Raw genomic sequence first — 16,119 nt, forward strand, 5'->3', positions numbered from 1 at the left:
ACCACATGCGAGATAGATGATGATCTACCTACCCGATAAGGCGCCAGCCGACGTTTTGCGCGAAGCCGAAAAGGCGCGAAAGAATCGTCTTGAGATCGTTCAGGCGTTATCGCATGGACAGATCTCGCGGCGCGATCTGCTCCGATGGGGATTGGTGTCGGCCACTGGCGTGCTGGCCGCGAAGCATGGCCTGAATCCGTTCGTCGGCAGGGCGTGGGCTGCGAGCGGCGCGGGCATCCCGACAGGTGTTCCGCCCAGCCCGCTGTTCGGCGCGCTGCCGTTCTCGCAGCCAATGCCGCGTATGGACGTGCTGCCGCGCAAGTCGGTTGCGTCGTTGACGCCCGCGCCGACGGCAGAAGCGAACACGACGATGCAGCCGGTGCCTGCTGCGCTGGGGGGCGGCATGGGGCCTGTCGAAGGGCGTCCGCCTGGACCGATCTGGGCGCACCAGGGCTGGGACATGTTCCCGCCTCAGGTCGCCTACGAGGTCGTACAGGGCGGCATCTCGCACAACCTGGCGTACAACCCGGACGTGCCGTCGCAACTGAACTGCGGTATCGATCAGGCGGCATCCGTACAAACCTGCTTTCACAAGAGCATGCCGGACCAGGACCCGACACGATTCTGGACCTTCAATGCATCGTTCCCGCCGAAGCTTATCCTGGCCCGTTACGGCGAGCCGATCCTGTTCCGTCATCACAACCGTCTGCCTGCGGACCGGACGCAGAACGGCGGCTTCGGCATTCATACCATCTCGACGCACGAGCACAACGGCCATCATGGCGCGGAAAACGACGGCTTTACCGGCGCGTTTTTCTTCCCGGGGCAGTTCTATGACTATCACTGGCCGCTGGTGCTGGCGGGATTCAGAAGCATGAATACCTCGGCGAGCGATCCGCGGGCAGGCAGTCCGGACGGTAACGGAGGTATCAACAAGGTCGCTGGCGACTGGCACGAGACGATGAGCACGCACTGGTACCACGACCACATGTTCAGCTTCACGTCGCAGAACGTGTACAAGGGCATCGCCGGGATGATGAACATCTACAGTTCGATCGACCGCGGGAACGAAGCGATCAACGACGGCGTGAACCTGTGCTTGCCGAGCGGCCGCTCGAAGGATTGGGGCAACCTCGACTACGACGTCAACCTGATGCTTGCCGACAAGGCCTGGAACAAAGACGGCCAGATGCAGTTCGACATCTTCAACCTGGATGGCTTCCTCGGTGACCAGATGACCGTGAACGCCCTCTACAAGCCCTACTTCGAAGTCGAGCGGCGCAAGTACCGCTTCCGCATTCTGAACGCTTCGGTGTCGCGCTTCTTCAAGCTGTGTCTGAGCGACGGCTCGCCGATGATCCAGATCGCCAACGACGGCAACCTGCTGCCGCGCCCGGTGGTGCTCGCGCAACTGGATGAAATGGGCATCGCGGAACGCTATGACATCGTCATCGACTTCTCGCGCTACACGAACGGCGCGCGCGTGCATCTCGTGAATCTCGCCGAGCACGACGACGGGCGGCGCGTCGCGCATGACCTGTCGCTCGGCGAGGCGCTGTCCGGCAAGTCGAAGGACCCGTGCGTCGGCCGTTTCCTCGAATTCCGCGTCGCTCGCGATCCTGCTCAACCCGACGTGAGCCGTGTGCCCGCCACGCTGATCCCGAATCCCGATCTGTCGAATGTGCCGGTGGCGCGCGAGCGCACGTTCGTGTTCGGCGACGGCGCGAAGCAGACCAGCCGGAACAAGGCAACGTCATTCATCGGACCATGGGGCATGCGCGTGGATAACAGCGACATGCTGGCCGCGGACTACTCACGCGTATCGGCGGCGCCGAAGATAGGCACGCGCGAAGTGTGGACGTTGATCAATGGCGGCGGCGGTTGGGATCACCCGATCCACATTCACTTCGAAGAAGGGCAAATCCTCGAGCGCGATGGCAGCGCTTCGAAGGTTCCGGCATGGGAGCAAGGCCGCAAGGACGTCTACCGTTTGCACGCGAGCGGCAAGCTGAAGATCACGATGCAGTTCCGCGATTGGGGCGGCATGTTCATGGAGCACTGTCACAACACGGTCCATGAAGACAACGCAATGTTGCTGCGATGGGAGATCGACGACTCGGGCGCGCCATTCCTCAGGCCATTGCCGACACCGATCCCGACACCGCAAGGCGTCACGTTCCAGTCGCCAGACGACGTCCTGAAGACGGCGTTCTAGTTGTGCGGCTTTCTGGTTGCGCGGGCGTGATCCCCGCGCGACTGGCATCACCACCCATATTGGAGTGCATCATGAATCAGGCAACAGGGGTACGCAGTCCCGCGCGGCGAGCGGGCCTTCTCGCTCTGTGGGCCGGCCTCGCCGGTCTGTTCGCGGGCGCGGGCGGGGCGGCCGCGGAAGAGCCGATGCCGTCGCATGTCGTGAGCGTACCGGTGACAGGTACGGTGCATACGCCAGAAGGCGACGTTGTTTTCTCGGGCCGGGCCAATATCGAGACCATGCTGATCACGGACCCGAAGTCGCCCGCGGTGTCCGAGATCGCCGTGAGTTTTTCGAGTGTTACTGCAAGGGGCATGAGGGACGAAGCGCGCTATCAGGTCGAAAGCCCAACTATTTTGCAGCGTCGTGTGAAGGCGTCGGAAATAATCGAGGTCAATTTTCCGTTCTATCCGGAAGGCGATCCGATGGCGGCGCAGTCGGCGATGGCGTCGTTCAGGTTGTTTGCGAACGGCAAGACATCCCCGACGATCACGGTGACGGCGAATCGCCCGGACTAGACAGGGGCAGCCAATGACGAAGATAACAACGATGCGCAGGCTGGGCCTTTCGCTATGCCTCGCCGCGGTGCTGGTGTTCACTCACGCCGCGCGCGGCGACACGCCTTGGGGGGCCGATTACTTTCCGAATGTCACGCTGAAGACGCAGGACGGCAAGACCGTGCGTTTTTACGACGATCTGCTCAAGGGCAAGGCCGTCGCGATCAACCTGGTCTATTCGAGTTGTTCGAATGTATGCCCGCTGGAAACGGCGAAGCTGGTGCAGGTTCAGAAGGTCTTTGGCGACCGGATGGGGCGGGACATCTTTTTCTATTCGATCGCGATCGACCCCTGGGATACCCCTGCCGAGCTGAAAAAGTATGCGAACAAGTTCGGCGTCGGACCTGGGTGGCTGTTTCTCTCGGGCAAGGAGGAGGACATCAGGCTCATTGCGCGCAAGCTCGGACTTGCACGCGCGGGTGACCTCGACAGCAAGGACGGCCACAGTGCCACGCTGATGGTCGGCAATGTGTCGACGGGGCAATGGATGCGCAATTCGTCTACCGACAACCCGCAGTTCCTCGCTACCGCGATCGGAAACTTTCTGGGCTGGAGCAGCGCGAAGCCCACGGTCGACTACGCGCAGGCACGGCCGGTTTCCGTCGGTGGCGGTGAGTTCCTGTTTCAGAGCCGATGCTCGGCGTGTCATACGGTCGGCGGTGGTGACCGGCTGGGACCGGACCTGCTGGGCGTGACGACGCGACGCGATCAAGCCTGGTTGAAGCGCTATGTGAGCGAGCCGGACACGATGCTCAAGGAGGGCGACCCGGTGGCTCAGCGTCTATACAAACAGTACAACCAGATACGCATGCCGAATCTTGGACTCGGAGGCGGCGACGTGGCCGCGCTGCTCGAATATCTCGGCAAACCGGTTCGCGGCGCGGACGCAAACGGTGTGTTGACGAAGGCTTCCACGACACCCTAGCCAGTGATGCGATGCCCATGGCGCACGGCGGGTCGGCAACCGGGCACAGGTATTACACATCGCGGCAACGAGCTGGATGCGCGCGAATCATTCCACCGAGGTAATCAGGAGACAAATGATGAAAGCAACCTGTTTCAATCGCCGCTTGATCCGTCCGCGCGCATGGTGGCTCCCGGTGGCAGCGGGGCTCACGGCAGTGCTGGTTGCCTGTGGTGGCGGGGGCGGCGGCAGTAGCTCCACGGCGACGCCGGCGGCCGCTGCTACAGCGACCACATTCAGCGGGCCGATTACCGGGTTTGGCAGCGTGTTCGTCAATGGCGTGCGCATCGACGATAACTCCGCCACGATTACGCTCGACGATGACAACGGCGGTGGAAGGGACGCCGACCTGAAGCTCGGCATGGTGGTCGACATTCAGGGCGAACACGACAACGGCGCACAGACGGGCCGGGCGACGAGCATTTCTTCACATAGCTTCGTGCAGGGGCCGATCTCCGCGATCAATGTGGCGGGCAACCAGTTGACCGTGCTGGGTGTGGTCGTGACCGTTGTGCCGGGCACGGCGTTCGGCGGCACGAATGTCACTTCGCTTGCGTCGCTGGGGCTCAACGATACCGTTGAAATACACGGCTTGCCGGATGCGACGGGCAGCAAGGTAACGGCAACGCGCATCGAGCGGATTCCGTCGACTAACGAAGTGCGGCTGATCGGCACTGCGCAAAGCGCGACGACCGGGCAGTTCGTGCTCAATGGCATGGCGGTTCAGTACACGGCGGCGAGTCTCGTGAACTTGCCAAATGGCGTCACGAACGGCATGACGGTGCGCGTGAAGGGCAATCTTTCCGGCGCGTCGACGATCGTGGCCAGCCGGATCCGGCAGGTAAGCCTGGTGCCGGCGCTTGCGGAAGGGCAGCGACTGGAAGTGAAGGGCGTGATCTCCACCTTCAATTCCGCCAGTAGCTTCTCGATCTCCACGCTCAGGGTGACCGTTCCCAGCACGGCGACGGTGAGTGGCACGCCTGCGCCTGGTACGCGTGTCGAAGTGAAGGGCACGGTGGTGCAGGGCGTTCTGGTCGCGACGCAAGTCGAGGTCGAAAATGAAAACGAGCCGGCGGAAGCGCATGAATTTCACAGCGTGATCGCGAGCATCGACAAGTCCCAGCAGACCTTGACGCTGCGCGATGGGTCGGTTGTCGTGAAGTGGGATGGGAGCACGGTCTTCGATACAGCGACCCTTCCGCGTGGAGCCGATGATCTCGTGGCTGGCCTGAAGGTGGAGGTAAAGGGCAGGTTGACGGGCAGCGCAGTTCTGGCGACGCGCATCAAACGGGATAACTAGGCGATTGCAGACTTCACGGTCCGGGAAGGCGATACGCGCGAATGGAATAGAAGGGAAGTGCCGATCGTTTATCGAACGTTGGCGGTGTATGTCGCGTGGTCACTTCTTCGGATCGTTTGATCCGACAACGGCAAACGGGAGAGCGTTCATGGATATCGAAGGTGCGGTTGGCACGATGACGTTGATGTCGAAGGCGGTTTCGGCTGCGCAGCCAAAGCTTCGCGTGATGCGCCTGGAGGCGTCGATTGATGGCACAGCGGTCATACTGACTGATGTCGATCTTACCGGGATGGGCATTAGCCGAGAGGTCTGTTATCGGATTACCGTTGCCGAGCTGGTGTCGGCGATTGAAGTGCATGGGGTCGAGCAGTGGCTTGATTCACTGAGCCGCTGAGATCTGTTGCGGTGCGTTCAGGTTGTCGTTGGCATCCGCGATGCGCTTTTCCGGCTTTGACGTCGCCCCTGTGCGGGGCGGCACAGGGCGACGATTGAAGCACGATCGCCAGCGCGGGTGCCGTCGGCAAGCCTGGTGATCGTGCTTCGAGCGCCTAAAACGTATACCGCATTCCACCAAACACGCTGCGCCCCGACCCGGGATAAAAAATCGCCGTGTTAGTGGCAGTACGCGCATTGGCAACCGTGCTGATATCACTGACATACCGTTTGTTCGTCAGATTTCGGGCGTCGACGAACAGTGACACTCCGTTCCTGAAATCCATCCCGGCTTGCACACCGAGCAGCGTATAGCCGGGCACGCGCAGCGTATTCGCATCGTCCGCCCAGGCGCCCGCAGGTACCCAGTCCACACTGGCGGCGATATGAAAACCATTCGGCCTTGCGTAACCGAGCGTCGCCCGCACGACATTCACGGGCACACCCGCAATCCGGTTATTGCCATACTGCGGATCATCCTTGAAGCGGAAGTCGTTCAACGTCCACACAGCCGATAACGCGATGCTGTCACCCGCGCCGGGTTGAAACACATCGCGCAACAGATCGACGGAAGCCCCAGCCTCGATACCCTGAATTACCGTACGATTCGCGTTGAACGTCGTCGCCGGGATATCGGGGTTCGTCGTGTACTGCAGCAACTGGTCCCGCACCATCGACCGATAGGCAGTGATATCCCATGCGAACCGGTCACGCGTTCCGCGGGTTCCCACTTCAAGCGTCCACGCATGCTGCGATGAAAGCGGCGTGAAGCGCGTCGTGGTGCTGAAAGTCTGCGTGAGATCCGTGAAGTCCGGCACGTCCTGGCTGCGCGTGATGTCGATAAATGCCTGGATATCGCGAGCAGGTTGCCATAGCAGTCCGAGTTTCGGATTCAAGCCGTTATACGTCGCGCTCGCGGACTTGTACGTCGGGTCAGCTGCGAGCCCGCCATGATCGACGTATTTGCGCACATCCCGCAACGCCTTGAGGCCTGCCATCACCGCGACAGTCGGCAGGAAGAACAGACGGTTTTCGACGTACGCTTCATAGTTGTAGGCGCTCTGCGTCGAATCCAGCGTCTGCGCGCCTTTGTTGCCCATTACGTTGACGTATTGCCGGGCCTGCGTATTGCCACCGAAGAACCGCGCACCCGCGATCAGATCGTTGCGCATGCCACCGAGTTGCAATGTTGCTGTGTAATGCGGCGCAATGCCATAGGTCCAACCATCCTGGTCGATTACCTGGAAGATCGGATGAAAGAGGCTCTTGTGGATCACCCAGCTATCGATGTCGATCTGGCCGGTTTCGAGCCTGAACGTCGTGCGGTTCGCGATCCGTTCCGTGCGCGTGTTGCGCGCCTGATCGCCGGCGAGCGCGCCTGGTGAAGCTTTGGTCGGATTGTTGAGCGCGTCGGACAGCGACAACGTACCCGGCACTTGCTGGTTCACGATATACGCGCCGAGATAGAAGCGCGTCTCCACATCGGGGCTGAAGCGGTAGCCGACGTTGCCGTTGAACTGCTCGTATTGCCCGCGCTCGTGCTGACGGTAGCCGTCGGCGTGATCGACCGTGAACGTGCCGATGAAATCCAGCGGTCCGACGATCCGCGAAAATTGCGCGCTGCCGCGTATCGTGCCGAAGCTGCCGCCTTCAAGGCGCAGCATGTTCGGTGCCAGTGCGGTGTAGGCGGTCGGCGTCAGGAAGTCAATGGCGCCGCCGAGTGTCGATGAACCATAGGCCAGTCCATTGCCGCCTTTGTAGACTTCCACCGATTGCAGCGCGAGCGGATCGATCTGGTAATAGTCGCCACTGCCGTCGGCGAGATTGGTCGGAATGCCGTCCTGAAGTATTTCTAGCCCGCGCGTGTGAAACGAGCGTGCAACGCCTGAGCCGCGAACTGAGAGTCGCAGTTCCTGGCCGTAGCGATTCTGCACATAGACGCCCGGCACCGTCTTCAACACGTCGCGCAACGTGAAAGCATAGGTGCTCGCGTACGATTCGCTGTCGACGAAGCCGACTGAGCCGGCTGTCTCGAACAGCTTGCGCCGTTGCTCGCCGACGGTCTGTGAAGTCAGCGACGGTTGCGTCGTGTCCATCACGACGACGGCGGGCAGTGTCGCTTCCGCGAGCGGCGCTTCGTTCGGACCGCTTTGCGCAAACGCACTGCCCGCGAAGATGAGTGCCGCGCTCGACATCGGGAGGCGTCGGTTGAGTGGATGATTCATGATTGCTGTCCCCTGGTCGTGTGTCGATTGTTGTTGGTCGCCCTATTCATTGCGCCGGTACGAGTCGAACCTGAGGAGCGGGGCTGTGAACGGTGTGCCAGTCTTGTCCTTCGACGGGAATGTCGGTCCAGTCGCGCTTGCCGTTTTCGCAGGTCTGCACGACAGGGAAATAAAGCGTCTTGCCCGCAGTGGTGGGCAGCTTCATGACCAGACCGAAGGTGTCATAGAGACTGTCCGGGAGTGGGCCGCCGCGCCATTCGACGGCCGCGACCGCCTTGTCGATCGTCATCCCATGTTCGAGCTTCAGCGGAGGGTCGATGGAGCGAGTCACGATGCTCACGGTCCAGCCCGGCTTCATTTGCGGCTTGATCGACAGCACGCCATCGGGAATCCCGACGCGCAATGCCACCGTTGATGACCCGTCGCATCCGTGCGGGACTTTCAACGATGTTTCGAAATAACTGCCGGCCTTGCCTTGATCCGGCTGGGCGACGATGTGCGCGTGTGCGCAGCGGCTGGCGACCGTGGCGGCCAGTGCGACGAATACGAAGAGAATGGGCGCGACTACTCGCTGCCCACGCCGTGGACGTGTGTACATGTCAGTTTCCTGGAGTCGGTGAATGGTCCGCCGCCGGGCGGCGCACATATCGGATCAGGAAGCGACATGCGGTGGGTCGCGCGACCACGCGAAGACATAGCGTCGCAGCGTGGTTGGCGTCGCCGGGGCTTCGACGCAAGTGCCTTCGCTGAACAGCACGGGCAACGGTTTTGCTGACGGCGCGCTGTGCAGCGGCGGATGGTGCACGAGCAGATCACAGTAGCCGCACGTGCTGTCCGCCCGGTCGCGATGTGCGGCGGGATCATGCGCATGCGAATCCGCGTCCGGCTGCGTCGAGCAGAGATCGGCGGATAACTGCTGCACGTCCATTGCTGCGCGCAATTGCGTCACGACAGGCGCAGCAATGGCGAGCCAGACCGCAAACAGGCAGGTCCATGCTATTTGACGAACAGGTGCGCTGGCTCGTGTCATGGCGAATCGTTGTGCGGCTATGGTCTACATCGCGTTGGGATCGGTGACGAAGCTGACCTTGGTCAAGCCCGCCGATTGAGCAGCGGACAACAGTCTTGCCACGCGCTCATAACGCACGCCACCGTCTGCTGCGAGCCGTATCTCGGGCTGCGGGGCAATCTTCGCTGCAGCGGCAAGCCGCCCGACGACAGCCGGATCGTCGAGCGCCTCGCCGTTCCAGCGCATCTCGCCGGCGGCATCGATGGCTACGTCCACATGCGCTGTGCGAAGGTCTTCGTGCTGACTGCTCGCGTGTGGCAACTGGACGCGGGCTGCATCGTGAATGACGGGTAACGTGACCATGAAGACGATAAGCAGCACCAGCATCACGTCAACAAGCGGCGTCATGTTGATTTCGCTGATGACGGCACCTTCGTGGTCGGAAGAAAAAAGATCGATGGCCATAACAATCACCTCGCGTTGGCGGTGCGCAATGGCTGGGGCGTCGTCGGGCGCGATGCGCAGGCGGGCGTGGTGCCCGTCAGCAGCAGCAAGTGCAGCGCATGTGCAAAGCGGCTCAGCCTGGCGACGGTATCCCGGTGCAAGCGTGCCAGTCCGTTGTAGCCCAGCACGGCCGGAATGGCGACGAACAGGCCGAGCGCCGTCATGATCAACGCTTCGCCGACCGGCCCCGCCACCTGACCAATGCTCGCCTGACCCACTGTTCCGAGCATCAGCAACGCGTGATAGATGCCCCACACTGTGCCGAACAGACCGACGAACGGAGCCGTCGAGCCGATGGATGCCAGCACGGCAAGACCGCGTTGCAGCCGGGAGGCCCTCTCGTCGAGCGACGACTTCAGGTTGCGCAGCAGCCAGTCGCTCGGATCGACGCGATCTTGCAGCCGGCCGCGGTTCGCCTCGTGATGCGTGGCGGCAGCTTGCGCGGCGCTCGCGAGGTCATGTAGCGGGGTGCCGGGTCCGCCGAGTCCGCGCAATCCTGTTTCGAAGTCGCTGGCGCGCCAGAACTGCTGTTCTGCAGTTACCACGAGTCGCCTGACGCGCCAGAACTCAAACGCTTTGGCGACGATCACGCTCCATGACAGGATCGACATCGCAACCAGGATCGTGGCAATGGCGCGCGTGGCGATGTCGCCTTGCTGCCAGAGGTGGAGTAGTCCGTATGCGTGCATGACCGTGACTCCTTTAGTTAGTGAAACCGAATGTGAAAGGGACAGCGGCTGTCGCGCGTTTCACGGTTCCGTCCACGATATGCGGCGTACAGGTGCTGGCGAGTACGGCGTCGCGGGCGGCATCGTCGAGACGCCTGTAGCCGCTGCTGCGCACGACATGCGCCGATTCGATAGCTCCGCGTTCATCGATGAGCAGTTGCACGATGGCCGTGCCTGCTTCCTGCAGACGTTTGGACATCGGCGGATAGGGCGGCTTGACCATTGCGCAGTCGAGGCGGTTGACGACTGCAATGGCGGCCGTCGGCGGCGATGCGGCGGGCCGGGGCGCGGTCGCAGCGGGTGTCGAAGGCGCCTCGGGTGCGGTCGATGTGCTTGCAGGTGCCGTGTCCTGTTGCTCCGGCGAATGGATCTGTAGCGTTTGATTCGAGCCGGTCGTGGGGACGACGCGCCGTGATTGTGGTTTGACTTGAGGAGACGGCGGCGTCGGACGGCGAGCCGGTCGGTGCGCGGCGGCGCGGGGTGGTTGCGCGATATCCTCGCTGTTTTCCTTCGTGTCGCCGCGCGGAATGCTTGGGACCGATGCGACCGGCGGCGCGCTCAACGTTACTGTCAGGGTTCGAACCGGTTGAACCCGCAACGGCTGCAATGGCTCCGATGGCCGCAAGACGAGTGTCGAGATCAGACCCACATGCAGTGCGCAGACGAATGCCACGACGACGCTGAACCGCCGTTCGTGAGCGGAAGGGCGCGTGGTATCAGCGGTGCGATCGATTGCCGACTCAATCGCATTTGAGCCCGAGAGTGCGTGTATATCCATCGCGTTCACCGTTTCGGCGGACACATGCGCGCCCGCCGTCCCCGTTCGCAAAGAGCGGATAGCAATTGGGTATTTCCTGAAAGCAGGATGAGCACCGGCCTGCGTCTCTAATGAGCGCAATGCGTCGGACGATGCGCAGGAGTGAAGCTCAGGAAAGAACGGGTGGGCCGCGAGGACGGCCTGACGGATAGTCGCGAACGCTGATGAAAAGCGGGCGCGTCAACGTTGGAACGGTGGCAAGAAGGACCACGCCCGCTCCAGGAGGTGGCGCGGGCGGAACAGCGAACGCTTGCTGTGCAATGAGATCGCAGTAGCCGCACGCGCTTATAGAAATGCTGGTCGCGTGATGGGACGGGCCTTCTTCGCGGATGGCGGAACAGTTGACCGCAAATGGCTCGGACACTTTCGCATACGTGACCAGCTGACTGACCAGCGGCACGAACAGGATCAGCCACATGGCGATGAGGCCAAGCCATGCGGTGCGATGTTTTCGGGCGCGACTGGTCATGATGTGATGAACAACGTGCGCGAATAAGGACGATCAATGAAGCACAGTGATTGTGTCGCAGAACTGTATGGTTAGAGTAACCGAATGTGAAGGATCGCAGAACGTTTCGTTAAGCGAATTGTTCGGTGGATCACGTTTTAATGGCGCGATCAGCGTCAGTCGCTTGCGCTCCGCTGGCGCTGTTGGGTGCTCGGTTTTTTATGTGGCACGCGTTCGCGCCAGTAAGAGTGAAGTCGCGTTACGCCATAGCTATATCCATTGACGGCAGGAGGCGGCCCGTAGACTTCGGCCGAAGTTTCGTAGACGACGGGTGCCGGATAGGTTCGTACGGTCGGCGGAGCGTAGGGTTGCGCTTCAGCAGAGGAATAAGATTCGTACATGACCAGGGGCGGCACGGATATAGAGTCCGGGCTGGGAACGCTCAGGAAGCCACCCGCGTTCGCATGCGGCACTGCGACAGAGCACACGCATACTGCTGCGATTTTCACTAGACCTGACGTCGAGGCGTATTTCATGATGTACCGATTTCGCTTGCCCGTCCGGCGATGTACCGACTGTGCTAAATCAAAGATAGTCGCTAACGAACAGAACGGAAATACGCTGCAAGTTCTTTTGTAACTGGCGGTAACTATCGTCTGATTACTTTGCCGATCACACTGTGCGCTGAGGTATTGCCGATCGAGCCATGACGCGAGTTGAACGAGAGCCGGAAAGATCCTCGCGCCTGAAGGGAATAGTGCAAGAGTGTCAATCGTTAATAGCAGACTGCAGGCACCGGATAGTGAAAATGCCTGGAGTGTGGATATTCTTTCGGCTCGTTTGATCTGACAGGAACTCAGGGAGACTCTCATGAACACGTACAGTGCCGTAGGCACGATTTCGCTATTGTCGAAGACGGGCGAAGCTGTGGGACCCGACGTTCACGAGTTACGCCTGGAGGCCTCCATAGACGGCAACGCTTTGCTAATGACCGACGTGGACCGCACTGACCGTGGCGTTTCCCGGAAGAGCTGCTATAGGATCACGGTTGCTGAGCTGGTCTCAGCGATTCAGATGTACGGAATCGAGCTGATACCGGAATCAAAGAGGAAAACAATTACTACGCTTTCGGGTTACTGCATTCAGCAGTCGGAAACTGAATAACCGAGGTGGCTGGCTACTTCATGATCAACGAGATTGGATCTGCGTCGAAAGAACAGGCACATGGAATTCAGCAGATCACGATCGCGGTAACGAGTATGGACGAGGTGACACAGCAGAATGCTGCTTTACGTCCGCGCGATGTCACCACGTCAACAGGATTAACGGCGATTGAATAACCCACCTCCCCATCAGTTCTTTCGGGGGTCACGCCGCGCGTTTTCCCAACCCCTCCCCACACCCGCATCTTCATGATATATTACATATCAACAGAACATAGACCCTGCCGCCCGCATCCGCCGCAGTGCCTCAACCGCCGACACGGCTCGTAGCCGCAACTGGCAGGAATACTCATCCGTGCGCGCCAGGCGCGCCCAATCCGGGTTCCACCATGTTCGATCCGTCGCTGCTTGGCCGCCTGTCCTTCGTTCCCGCCGACGCCGCCAAAGCCCCCTTACCGCCGGGCCGCAACCGGCTCGGCCTCGCCAGCGAACGCGACGCCATCCTGTTCGTCCCATCCGGCCTCGACACGCGCGAGCCCGTACCGTTATTCGTGATGTTCCATGGTGCAGGCGGCTTTCCAGAAAAGGTTCTACCCTTCATCGAAGAGCACGCCGAGCGTGACAGGTTTCTCGTCCTTGCGCCGCATTCGATGTACGCCACCTGGGACATCGTCATCGGCGGCAGCGGCCCTGATCTGGCGCGGCTCGATCGGGCGCTGGTCGAAGTGACGTCCCGCTACCGGATCGACCCTAAGCGTCTCGCCTTCGCCGGCTTCTCGGACGGCGCAAGCTACGCACTGTCGATCGGTATCACGAACGGCGATATCGCAAGTCATGTGATCGCGTTCTCCGGCGGCTTCATGTCGGTCTTCACGCAGGAGGGCGCGCCCAAGGTTTTCATCGCGCACGGCCTGGCCGACGAACAACTGCCCATCGAATCCAGCGGTCGCGCAAACACGGCCAAGCTGAAAGCCGCGGGCTACGACGTGCAATACATCGAATTCAACGGACCCCATGCGATCCAGCCTGCCATCGCAGGCATGGCGATCGCGTTCTTTCTCGGCTAGCTGGCGCGCTGCCGTCACCCGCGTCGCCGCCACCACCAGATACGAGTGCGTCTATGGACTTTGAAATACCGGAATCACTGGTGCATCCGCTGCTTGCGATGATCGAATCGGAATCGCCGCTCGCCAGACAGCTGAATCAGCACGGCGCGTGTCACGGCAGCATGGTGGTGTCGAGCGCGCTGTTCGATTCGAGATCGCTCAATACGCTGTACTCGCTGAGCAAGGCGAACAACGAGCGCGCGCTGATGTTCCAGATGCTCGCGCTCGACAACATCTACAACGCGCCGCAAGCGCGCATTATTCCGGGCCTCGATCAACTCGTGCCGGGTCTCGTTGCGTATCTGTCGCGCGATGCGATCGACGGCTGGCTCTACAGCCGCGCGAAGGACGGCACGTTGCTGCCGTGGCTCGTGCGCCGCATGCGCGTCGTCGAGCCCGAGCAGGGCATGCCGTACGTCGTCATCGACATGCTGGCGAATACGATGCAGTCCGCGAACTCCGAGCGCACCGAGCATCACATGCGGCACTCGGGCATGACGACGTCACTCGTGATCAACCGGCACGACATCGTCAACCGCACGATTCCCGAACTGCTGGCCGAGTTCGGTTTCTACAAGGAATGCCCGGAATTCAAGCTCGAATATGAACGGCACGCGCAGCGCTTCCTCGAATTCCAGCCGCGTTTCGGCGCGCAGTTCGTGGTGTCGAAGGCGGCGTATACGATCGATGCAAAAGCCGGCGCCGAGTTGATCCGCATTCCCGAAGGCGTGAGCGCAAAGTGCGTGAACGACGAAGAGACGCTCGAGCGCCGCTTCCTGATGACAGCCGACGCGGAGTTCTGGCGCGACGCGAGCATCGATAGCGGCTTCGACAAGGTGCCGTTGCATTGCTACGTGTGCCTGTTTCATATGGAATGGCATCGCGATATCTGGGTGCATGTCCAGCACATGGCGGCATACCGCTATCAGCCGGAACTGCGCGACAAGCTGGTTCTGCCGTCTCACCACCGCGATCTGATCGACATTCTGACGTCGAAGACGAATGTGTTCGTGCAGGACTTCGTGCCGGGCAAATCAGGCGGCACGACGATTCTTTGCCAGGGCGCGCCTGGCTTGGGCAAAACGCTGACGGCCGAGGTCTATTCGGAAGTGGTCGGCAAGCCGTTGTATCGCGTGCATTCGGGGCAGCTTGGAACGACGGCGGCGTCCGTCGGCGCGGCGCTGTCGGGTATCCTGCAGCGCGCGACGCGGTGGGACGCGATCATGCTGCTCGATGAAGCCGACGTCTATATCCGCCGTCGCGACAACGACCTCGAACACAATGCGATCGTTGCGGAGTTTCTGCGCACGCTCGAGTATTTCAACGGCTTGCTGTTCATGACGACCAATCGCATCGACGATGTCGACGACGCCATTCTGTCGCGCTGCATCGCGAAGATTCACTATGCGACGCCGCCGCGAGCCGATGCGATCCGCTTGTGGAAGCTGCTGTCCGTGCAACTGGGCGCCGACCTCGGCGACGAGCTGATCGAAGCGCTTACCAATGCGTGGCCGCAATCGAGCGGACGGGACATCAAGGAGCTGCTGAAGCTGACCACGCGCTATTGCCGCGCGAAAGAGATTCCGTTATCGGAAGATGCGTTCAGGATCTGCGCGACGTTTCGCGGGCATGCGTGACGTCGCGCGCACTCATGGCGTCGTGTCCATCGGATCGTCCGTGGCATTGTTCGCGGCGTCCTGCTGACGGGTTCGGATGAGTTCGTCGAGCATCGGCTTTCCGGCCATGTTCTGGCGATACCACATGTTCATCATCTGCTGGCCGACCATCGGATCGACGCCGGTGGACGACTTGTGCAAAGTCGCTCCGCGCGCGCTCTCCGAGTGAACGTTGGTCTTCGGTAGCGCCACGCCGCCTTTTGCCGGCTCGCCGTGTGCGTTGTACGGCGAGTAGGCGCGCGCCGTCGCATCGAGCAGCGAGTCCATGTTCGGGTGCGCGCTTTTCTCGCCTACGCCATGCATCTCGCGCAACGACGTAAATGCGCTGTGCGCGGCCGAGTCTCTCGGCTTGTTATGGTTGTCCTTGTCGATCTGGAATTTGTCGTTGCTGAACTGCAAGGTGGGCACGTCGGTTTCGCGGACGTTGAACGCGCCGGGAACCGCCGCGGCGCCACGGCCGAGCACTTTCGCCTCGTCGGACTGCGTGCGATTGACGGATGAGATTGATGGAGAGTGATCGCCGGCATTCGGCGCGTCGGTTTTCTTGATCAGATCGCCTGGCTTTGCTGTACCAAGCGCACCGACAGGCGAGGCGGACGGGTCGTGCAGCGCAGTCTCGCCGTGCGTTGCAAGTGACTTGCCTTTACCGCCCGGCGCCTTTGCAACACCACTCCCGGAAATACCGAACCGCGTCACTTCCGTCTGCCAGTCGGCCGGCGCGTCGTTCGTCGACGCGGACTTCTTTTGCTTCGCGGATGGCGGCATGCCGGGCAACGGGCTGGAAGCACGGCGCTTGACGCCCGATGTCGATGGCGTCGGCTGGCTCGAGCCTACCGTCGGCGTTGCAGCGATGTGGGACGGCGAACTGCCGTTGACTTTAGGCATGATGAAACGACCTCCCGTGACGATCCGGACATTGAGCGTCCGCACAGTCTG

Annotated in this window: 17 protein-coding genes; 9 read left to right on the forward strand and 8 right to left on the reverse strand. The window is 61.3% G+C overall.

Going from position 1 to position 16,119, the window contains the following annotated elements:
* Window positions 1-16 precede the first annotated feature (16 nt).
* From PPGU16_RS30865 to PPGU16_RS30885, 5 genes are all read left to right on the forward strand, one after another.
* Window positions 17-2,215 carry a multicopper oxidase domain-containing protein gene (locus PPGU16_RS30865; protein WP_180726519.1) on the forward strand — a complete coding sequence of 733 codons (2,199 nt, stop codon included), beginning with the start codon at window positions 17-19 and terminating at the stop codon, window positions 2,213-2,215.
* Window positions 2,216-2,286: 71 nt separating this feature from the next.
* On the forward strand, window positions 2,287-2,772 hold the full coding sequence (locus PPGU16_RS30870; RefSeq protein WP_180726520.1) for a hypothetical protein: 486 nt from the start codon (window positions 2,287-2,289) through the stop codon (window positions 2,770-2,772).
* Between the two features lie 13 nt (window positions 2,773-2,785).
* Window positions 2,786-3,736: an SCO family protein gene (locus PPGU16_RS30875; protein WP_180726521.1), complete on the forward strand. Its 951-nt coding sequence runs from the start codon at window positions 2,786-2,788 to the stop codon at window positions 3,734-3,736.
* Between the two features lie 118 nt (window positions 3,737-3,854).
* On the forward strand, window positions 3,855-5,075 hold the full coding sequence (locus tag PPGU16_RS30880) for a DUF5666 domain-containing protein (RefSeq protein WP_180726522.1): 1,221 nt from the start codon (window positions 3,855-3,857) through the stop codon (window positions 5,073-5,075).
* Between the two features lie 148 nt (window positions 5,076-5,223).
* On the forward strand, window positions 5,224-5,469 hold the full coding sequence (locus tag PPGU16_RS30885) for a hypothetical protein (RefSeq protein WP_180726523.1): 246 nt from the start codon (window positions 5,224-5,226) through the stop codon (window positions 5,467-5,469).
* Window positions 5,470-5,623: 154 nt separating this feature from the next.
* On the opposite strand, the gene PPGU16_RS30890 is transcribed toward PPGU16_RS30885, so the two are convergent.
* From PPGU16_RS30890 to PPGU16_RS30920, 7 genes are all read right to left on the reverse strand, one after another.
* A complete protein-coding gene (locus tag PPGU16_RS30890) occupies window positions 5,624-7,732 on the reverse strand; it encodes a TonB-dependent receptor family protein (RefSeq protein ID WP_243460737.1) in 2,109 nt (702 codons plus the stop codon).
* A gap of 46 nt (window positions 7,733-7,778) precedes the next feature.
* Window positions 7,779-8,330, reverse strand: coding sequence for a YcnI family protein (locus PPGU16_RS30895; RefSeq protein ID WP_180726524.1), 552 nt, complete (start codon window positions 8,328-8,330; stop codon window positions 7,779-7,781).
* A gap of 54 nt (window positions 8,331-8,384) precedes the next feature.
* Window positions 8,385-8,762 (reverse strand): DUF2946 domain-containing protein, encoded by a 378-nt coding sequence (locus PPGU16_RS30900; protein WP_180726525.1) that lies wholly within the window; start codon window positions 8,760-8,762, stop codon window positions 8,385-8,387.
* Between the two features lie 24 nt (window positions 8,763-8,786).
* Window positions 8,787-9,206 (reverse strand): ExbD/TolR family protein, encoded by a 420-nt coding sequence (locus tag PPGU16_RS30905; protein WP_180726526.1) that lies wholly within the window; start codon window positions 9,204-9,206, stop codon window positions 8,787-8,789.
* Between the two features lie 5 nt (window positions 9,207-9,211).
* On the reverse strand, window positions 9,212-9,934 hold the full coding sequence (locus PPGU16_RS30910; RefSeq protein WP_180726527.1) for a MotA/TolQ/ExbB proton channel family protein: 723 nt from the start codon (window positions 9,932-9,934) through the stop codon (window positions 9,212-9,214).
* A 13-nt stretch (window positions 9,935-9,947) separates the two neighbouring features.
* A complete protein-coding gene (locus PPGU16_RS30915) occupies window positions 9,948-10,196 on the reverse strand; it encodes an energy transducer TonB (RefSeq protein ID WP_180726528.1) in 249 nt (82 codons plus the stop codon).
* A gap of 703 nt (window positions 10,197-10,899) precedes the next feature.
* Window positions 10,900-11,259 carry a DUF2946 domain-containing protein gene (locus tag PPGU16_RS30920; protein WP_180726529.1) on the reverse strand — a complete coding sequence of 120 codons (360 nt, stop codon included), beginning with the start codon at window positions 11,257-11,259 and terminating at the stop codon, window positions 10,900-10,902.
* An 849-nt stretch (window positions 11,260-12,108) separates the two neighbouring features.
* Between PPGU16_RS30920 and PPGU16_RS30925 the strand changes: the two genes are divergently transcribed.
* The 4 genes from PPGU16_RS30925 (at window position 12,109) to PPGU16_RS30940 (ending at window position 15,144) form a co-directional block, all read left to right on the forward strand.
* The gene (locus PPGU16_RS30925) at window positions 12,109-12,402 is read left to right on the forward strand and encodes a hypothetical protein (RefSeq protein ID WP_180726530.1); all 294 of its coding nucleotides are present in this window, start codon (window positions 12,109-12,111) and stop codon (window positions 12,400-12,402) included.
* Between the two features lie 20 nt (window positions 12,403-12,422).
* Window positions 12,423-12,578 carry a hypothetical protein gene (locus tag PPGU16_RS30930; protein WP_180725244.1) on the forward strand — a complete coding sequence of 52 codons (156 nt, stop codon included), beginning with the start codon at window positions 12,423-12,425 and terminating at the stop codon, window positions 12,576-12,578.
* A 212-nt stretch (window positions 12,579-12,790) separates the two neighbouring features.
* Window positions 12,791-13,468 carry an alpha/beta hydrolase gene (locus PPGU16_RS30935; protein ID WP_180726531.1) on the forward strand — a complete coding sequence of 226 codons (678 nt, stop codon included), beginning with the start codon at window positions 12,791-12,793 and terminating at the stop codon, window positions 13,466-13,468.
* 53 nt (window positions 13,469-13,521) lie between these two features.
* Window positions 13,522-15,144: an AAA family ATPase gene (locus PPGU16_RS30940; protein ID WP_180726532.1), complete on the forward strand. Its 1,623-nt coding sequence runs from the start codon at window positions 13,522-13,524 to the stop codon at window positions 15,142-15,144.
* A gap of 12 nt (window positions 15,145-15,156) precedes the next feature.
* Here PPGU16_RS30940 and PPGU16_RS30945 read toward each other — a convergent pair whose 3' ends face one another.
* Window positions 15,157-16,068, reverse strand: a complete 912-nt coding sequence (locus PPGU16_RS30945; RefSeq protein WP_180726533.1) for a hypothetical protein — start codon at window positions 16,066-16,068, stop codon at window positions 15,157-15,159.
* Between the last annotated feature and the right edge of the window lie 51 nt (window positions 16,069-16,119).

Source organism: Paraburkholderia largidicola, assembly GCF_013426895.1.
Lineage (GTDB): Bacteria > Pseudomonadota > Gammaproteobacteria > Burkholderiales > Burkholderiaceae > Paraburkholderia > Paraburkholderia largidicola.